This window comes from Pseudonocardia sp. McavD-2-B, assembly GCF_024124365.1.
In the GTDB taxonomy this organism is placed as follows: Bacteria; Actinomycetota; Actinomycetes; order Mycobacteriales; family Pseudonocardiaceae; genus Pseudonocardia; species Pseudonocardia alni.
Map to the genome: position 1 here is coordinate 1 of NZ_JAMXSG010000328.1, position 5,559 is coordinate 5,559.

7 protein-coding genes are annotated in these 5,559 nt (G+C 75.8%); all 7 read right to left on the reverse strand.

Annotated elements, in window-relative coordinates:
• Positions 1-237, reverse strand: a 237-nt coding sequence (locus tag NH602_RS27400; protein WP_253069301.1) for a hypothetical protein, incomplete at its 3' end; no start/stop codon positions are given.
• A 31-nt stretch (positions 238-268) separates the two neighbouring features.
• Positions 269-1,450, reverse strand: coding sequence for a DNA-processing protein DprA (locus NH602_RS27405; RefSeq protein ID WP_253069302.1), 1,182 nt, complete (start codon positions 1,448-1,450; stop codon positions 269-271).
• Complete coding sequence (locus NH602_RS27410; protein ID WP_253069303.1) at positions 1,447-2,961, reverse strand: YifB family Mg chelatase-like AAA ATPase; 1,515 nt, start codon at positions 2,959-2,961, stop codon at positions 1,447-1,449. The genes NH602_RS27405 and NH602_RS27410 overlap by 4 nt, the downstream gene beginning before the upstream one ends.
• Positions 2,961-3,323, reverse strand: a complete 363-nt coding sequence (locus tag NH602_RS27415) for a YraN family protein (protein ID WP_062401027.1) — start codon at positions 3,321-3,323, stop codon at positions 2,961-2,963. The genes NH602_RS27410 and NH602_RS27415 overlap by 1 nt, the downstream gene beginning before the upstream one ends.
• Before the next feature lie 134 nt (positions 3,324-3,457).
• Positions 3,458-3,781: a DUF2469 domain-containing protein gene (locus tag NH602_RS27420; protein WP_020627284.1), complete on the reverse strand. Its 324-nt coding sequence runs from the start codon at positions 3,779-3,781 to the stop codon at positions 3,458-3,460.
• A complete protein-coding gene (locus NH602_RS27425; protein WP_083659125.1) occupies positions 3,778-4,548 on the reverse strand; it encodes a ribonuclease HII in 771 nt (256 codons plus the stop codon). Before NH602_RS27425 ends, NH602_RS27420 begins: the two co-directional genes overlap by 4 nt.
• A 92-nt stretch (positions 4,549-4,640) precedes the next feature.
• Positions 4,641-5,559, reverse strand: a 919-nt coding sequence (gene lepB, locus NH602_RS27430) for a signal peptidase I (RefSeq protein WP_253069304.1), incomplete at its 5' end; no start/stop codon positions are given.

A 5,559-nucleotide genomic window follows, 5' to 3' on the forward strand; every position in this document is an offset into this window, starting at 1 on the left:
GGTGTGCGGTGAACGGTTCCGCTCGTGGCGCAGGTGCCCGGTGAACTCCTCGAGCGCGGAGGCGACGTCCGGCGCGAGCCCGTCACCCGCGGCGGCAGCGCCACCCCCTGCGGACCCGGCGCTCCCTGCGGACCCGGCGCCCGCGGCAGGGGCGCCCGCCGGGCCCACGGCCGGTCCGTCGACCGCACCGGGGACCGGTCCGGTGGTCGCGGGACCGGAGGACTCTGTGCGCGCCATGTCCGGACGGTCCGCCGCCACGGGGCCCCGGTCAAGGACCCGCCCGGCGTGCCGGACGCTGCCACAGCCCCTGGTGGTACTCGGCGAGCCCACGGTCCTCCAGCTCGGTCAGCGCCGCGCGCAGCTCGTCGGGTCCGACGCCCGCGGCCTCCCCGATCCGTCCCGGCGGCCACGCGGCCCGGGCGGGCAGCGCGTCATGGACCGCCAGCACCCGCGGGTCGAGCCCGTCGGTCGGGCGGGACTCCCCCTGCGGCGGCAGGGCGAGGTCCACACCCAGCCGGCCGACGACCTCCAGGACATCCTCGGGCCGCCCGACGAGGCCCGCCTGGTGGGAGCGGACCAGCTCGTGGCAGCCGACCGACATCCCCGAGGTCACCGGGCCCGGCACCGCCATCAGCGGGCGCCCGAGCGCGGTCGCGTCGGCGGCGGTGCGCTTCGTCCCGCTGCGTGCCCCGGCCTCGACGACGAGGGTCCCGACACCGAGTGCGGCCAGCAGCCGGTTGCGGACGAGGAACCGCAGCCGCCCGGGGATCGTGCCGGGCGGGTACTCGGTGAGCACCAGACCGGTCGCGGCGATCCGCTCCAGGAGACCGGTGTGCGCGGCCGGATAGACGCGGTCCGGGCCGCAGGCCAGCACCGCGACCGTCGCGCCGCCGACGGCGAGCGCTCCGCGGTGCGCGGCCGCGTCGATCCCGAACGCGGCGCCGGAGAGGACCGCGACGCCGCGCCGGGCCAGCGTCGCGGAGAAGTCCGCGGCCACCTTCAGCCCGTACGGGGTCGCGGCACGCGACCCGACGACGGTGACCGACCGGTCGGCGAGTGTCGCGATCTCCCCCGGCCCGCGGGCCCACAGCGCGATCGGGGGCGCGAGGTCGGCTCGCGGGGCCTCGGCGAACGACCGGAACGGCCACGACGGCCAGCCCGGGTCCTCCGGCACGAGCAGCCGGGCCCCGGCGGCCGCGGCCGTCTCCAGGTCGGCGCCGGAGCGGTCGGTGCCCCGGCGGGCCTCCGCGGCGCGCAGCAGCTCGTCGGGGACGGCTCCGCGACGCAGCCGGTCGGCCGCCTCGACCGGTCCGTACCGGTCGACCAGGGCGACGAGGTGCCGGTTCGGGGGTTCGACGCAGCGCAGCAGGTAGGCGCGGGCGCGCAGGACCTCCTCGGGCACCGTGCCGGCGTCGGTACCCGGGCGGACGGCCGGGACCGGGGCGCTCACGCGGCACCCCGCTCGCGGAAGTACAGCGCCGCGTCGACCAGGCCTCGGTCGGGCCGTTCGGACCCGGCGAGGTCGCTGAGCGTCCACGCGACCCGCAGCGCGCGGTCCGCGCCGCGGGCGCTGAGATCCCCGGCCCGCAGCCGGGCCTCCAGCGGTGCGATCACCCGGGCGGGCAGTGGGAAGCGGGTCCGCAGGGCGGGGCCGGGTACCTCGGCGTTGCACCGCCACCCGTGCTCCGACCAGCGCGCGACGGCGGCGGCGCGGGCGTCGAGCACCCGGCGGCGGACGGTCGCGGTGTCCTCGCCCCGCTGCTCGGTCACCCGCAACGCGGTCACCGGCTCCATCGCCACCCGCAGGTCGACCCGGTCGAGCAGCGGGCCGGACAGCCGGGACATGTAGCGGCGGCGGACGTCGGGGCGGCAGGTGCAGTCGCGGTCGATCGGCGGTGCGCACGGGCACGGGTTCGCCGCGAGGACGAGCTGGAACCGGGCCGGGTAGCGCACGGAGCCGTCGGCGCGGGACAGCCGGACCTCACCCTCCTCCAGCGGGGTGCGCAGCCCGTCGAGGACCGAGGCGGGCCAGTGCGGGCACTCGTCGAGGAAGAGCACCCCGCGGTGGGCCAGCGACACCGCACCGGGCCGGGCGACGCCGCTGCCCCCGCCGAGCAGCGCCGCGGTCGACGCCGAGTGGTGCGGCGCCACGAACGGCGCACACGTACTGAGTGCCCCGCTGTCACCGAGCCGGCCGGCCACCGAGCGGATCGCGGCGAGCTGCAGCGCCTCGGCGCGATCGAGCTCGGGCAGCAGCCCCACCACGCGCTGGGCCAGCATCGTCTTGCCGGTGCCGGGTGGGCCGACCATCAGCAGGTGGTGCCCGCCGGCGGCGGCGATCTCCAGGGCCCGCCGGGCGTCGTGCTGGCCGAGCACGTCGGCCAGCTCGGGCGCCGCGACGGCCCGGGCCTCCTCCTGCGCGCCGTCGTGCCGGTGCAGCAGCCGGTTGCCCGACGCCCAGTCCAGGACGTCGCCGAGGCTGTCGGCACCGAACGCCTCTATCCCGTCGACCAGCGCGGCCTCGGCGAGCGCGGCACGGGGCACGACGGCGCGGACCATCCCGGCGTCGCGCGCGGCGAGCAGACAGGGCAGCACGCCGAGCACCGGTCGCAGCCTGCCGTCGAGGGCGAGCTCGCCGAGCAGCGCGGTGCCGCGCAGCCGGTCGGGTGGCACCGCATCCGCGGCGACGAGGACACCCAGGGCCAGTGCGAGGTCGAACCGGCTGCCGGTCTTGCGCAGGGTCGCCGGGGAGAGGGCGAGCACGATCCGCTCGTTGGGCCAGGTGCGGCCGGAGTGCACGATCGCGGACCGGACCCGGTCCTTGGACTCGTTGAGGGCGGCGTCGGGCAGGCCCACGAGGTGCACCCCGGGCATCCCGCCGCCGATGACCGCCTCGATCTCGACGGGGACGCCGTCGACGCCGTGCAGCGCCACCGACCAGATCCGTGCCGGGGGCCGCATCAGAACGCCGCCGGGTAGTGGGTGAGCGTGACCGGCCGGCCGGGCCGGATCAGGACCGCCACGACGTCGAACCTGATCTCGACCCAGCTCACCCGGTGGGCGGCCATGAACGCCTTCGCCAGCAGCCGGATCCGGCGTGTCTTGCGGCGGGTCACCGCCTCGGCGGGCTCGCCGTACCGGAGCCCGGAACGGGTCTTGACCTCGCAGAACACCAGCCGTTGCTGCGGGTCGACCGCGACGATGTCGATCTCGCCGTGCGTGCACCGCCAGTTGCGGCTGAGCACGACCATCCCGTGTGCCCGCTCGAGGTACTCGGCGGCGGTGTCCTCACCGCGACGGCCGAGCTCGTCCTTCGCTGCCATGGGTCCACGATCGGGCCGGGTGGGCCGCCCGCGGGGGTGGATCGGCCGGCTGTGGACGGATCCGCCGGTTGGGGATGGGCACCGACGGCCGCGCCGCCGGAGCGGCGGATCCGTCGGTGGGGTCTGCTACGCGCTCAGCCCGGGAACTGGTCGTCGTCGGGGAGTCGCAGGTCAGGGGTGTCGAGCTCCTCGATGTTGACGTCCTTGAACGTCACCACCCGCACGTTCTTGACGAACCGCGCCGGGCGGTACATGTCCCACACCCACGCGTCGGACATGCGGACCTCGAAGTAGACCTCGCCGTCGGCGTTGCGTGGGGCGACGTCGACGGAGTTGGCCAGGTAGAACCGACGCTCCGTCTCCACGACGTAGGAGAACTGGGCGACGATGTCGCGGTACTCCTTGTAGAGCGTGAGCTCCATCTCGGTCTCGTACTTCTCGAGATCCTCGGCGCTCACCGGCCCGCTCCTCCTGTGACGATCTCCAACGGCTCCCACGCCCCGACCGTGTCCTCCGGGTCTCCGGGGTCGGGTTCCTGCTCGGGGAGTGCCCCATTGTGGACCAGCCCCGCCGGGACCTCGCGCCCGGCCACCGCGGCGACGTTCGCGAAGGAGAACCGGTGCTCCGGACAGGGCCCGTGTGCGCGCAGCGCGGCCTCGTGGTCCGGGGTGCTGTAGCCCTTGTGCACGGCGAAGCCGTAGCGGTCGTGCTCGGCGTCGAGCGCGGTCATGATGCGGTCCCGGGTGACCTTGGCCAGCACGGACGCCGCCGCGACGCAGGACGCCACCCGGTCCCCCTTCGGCACGGCGAGGGCGGGGCGGCCGAAGCCGCGGACCGGGAAGCCGTCGGTCAGGACGTAGCCGGGCCGGACCGCGCCCAGCGCGGCCACCGCGCGGCGCATGCCCTCGATGTTGGCCACGTGCACCCCGCGGCGGTCGACCTCGGCCGCCGGGATCACGACGACGGCGTGGTCCAGCGCCCGGGCGCGGATGCGGTCGTACCAGTGGTCGCGGGCGGCCGGGGTCAGCAGCTTGGAGTCGGTCAACCCGTCGAGGGCCTTCGCGTCCGCGGGCCGCAGCACCGCCGCGGCGACGACCAGCGGTCCGGCACTCGCACCGCGACCGGCCTCGTCGACGCCGGCGACCGGGCCGAGCCCGTGGCGCTGCAGGACCGTCTGCAGGGTCCAGGTGCCGCCGTCGCGGACGACGGCGCGCGGCGGACGCAGCCCGTCGGGCAGGACCCGTACGGGACGTCGGCGGGCACGCGGCCGTCCGGTGGGACGGGCGCGGCTGGGCGGAACCGGCACGGTGCTCCCGGTCAGGCTCTCCGGCGCCACCCGTGCGGGGGGCGCGTCGCGGGCAGGAAACGCTCGGCCTCGGCACGGGCGAGCAGAGCCCGTCGCCGGCCGGCCGCGAGCGGCAGGGTCCCCAGGATGCCCAGCGCCAGCGGCACCCCGCCGGGCAGCCCCGGGAGCCCGGCCGCCTCGGCGGTGGTCTGCGGGTCGACCGCGCTGACCCAGCCGAACCGGTCGAAGGGCAGCACGATCAGCCGGACCTTGCCGATGATGTTGGCCTCGGGGATGGGGCCGTGCCCGGCCGCCCGGGAGTCCGCGGAGTTGTTCCGCGAGTCGCCCATCATCCAGTACTGGCCCTCGGGGACCGTGATCGGGCCGAACGGGATCTGCCGGGCCGGGCCCGCCTCGGGCAGGTAGTAGATGTAGGGCTCCTCCAGCGGCTGCCCGTCGACGACGACCTGGTTCAGCGCGTCGCAGCAGGAGACGGTCTGGCCGCCGACGGCGATCACCCGCTTGACGAAGTCCTTTTCGTCGGGCGGGGCGATGCCGACCAGCGAGCCGAGCGACTGCAGACCCTTGAGCAGCGGGTTCTCGCTGCCCTCGCCGCTGTAGGTCTCGCTGGCCCAGCCGTCGGTGCCGCGGAACACGACGATGTCGCCCGGGGTGATGTCGGTGAAGTTGTAGGTGACCTTGTCGACGAGCACGCGGTCGTTGTTGCAGCCGGTGCAGCCGTGCAGCGTCGTCTCCATCGAGCCCGACGGGATGACGTAGACCTTCGCGAGGAAGGTCTGGATGAGGACCGTCAGCAGGATGGCGACCCCGGCCAGGAGCAGGATCTCCTTCCAGAACGCCGTCTTGGGCTTCTCGTCGCCCGCCGCGGCCGTGGCGGAGCCGCGGCCGGTCAGGGCGGCGATCCGGCCGCCGACGCCGACGGGGCCGCTG

Coding starts and splice junctions, on each gene's coding strand:
- NH602_RS27410 (WP_253069303.1), bottom strand. CDS start 2,961: ATGCGGCCCCCGGCACGGATCTGGTCGGTGGCGCTGCACGGCGTCGAC.
- NH602_RS27415 (WP_062401027.1), bottom strand. CDS start 3,323: ATGGCAGCGAAGGACGAGCTCGGCCGTCGCGGTGAGGACACCGCCGCC.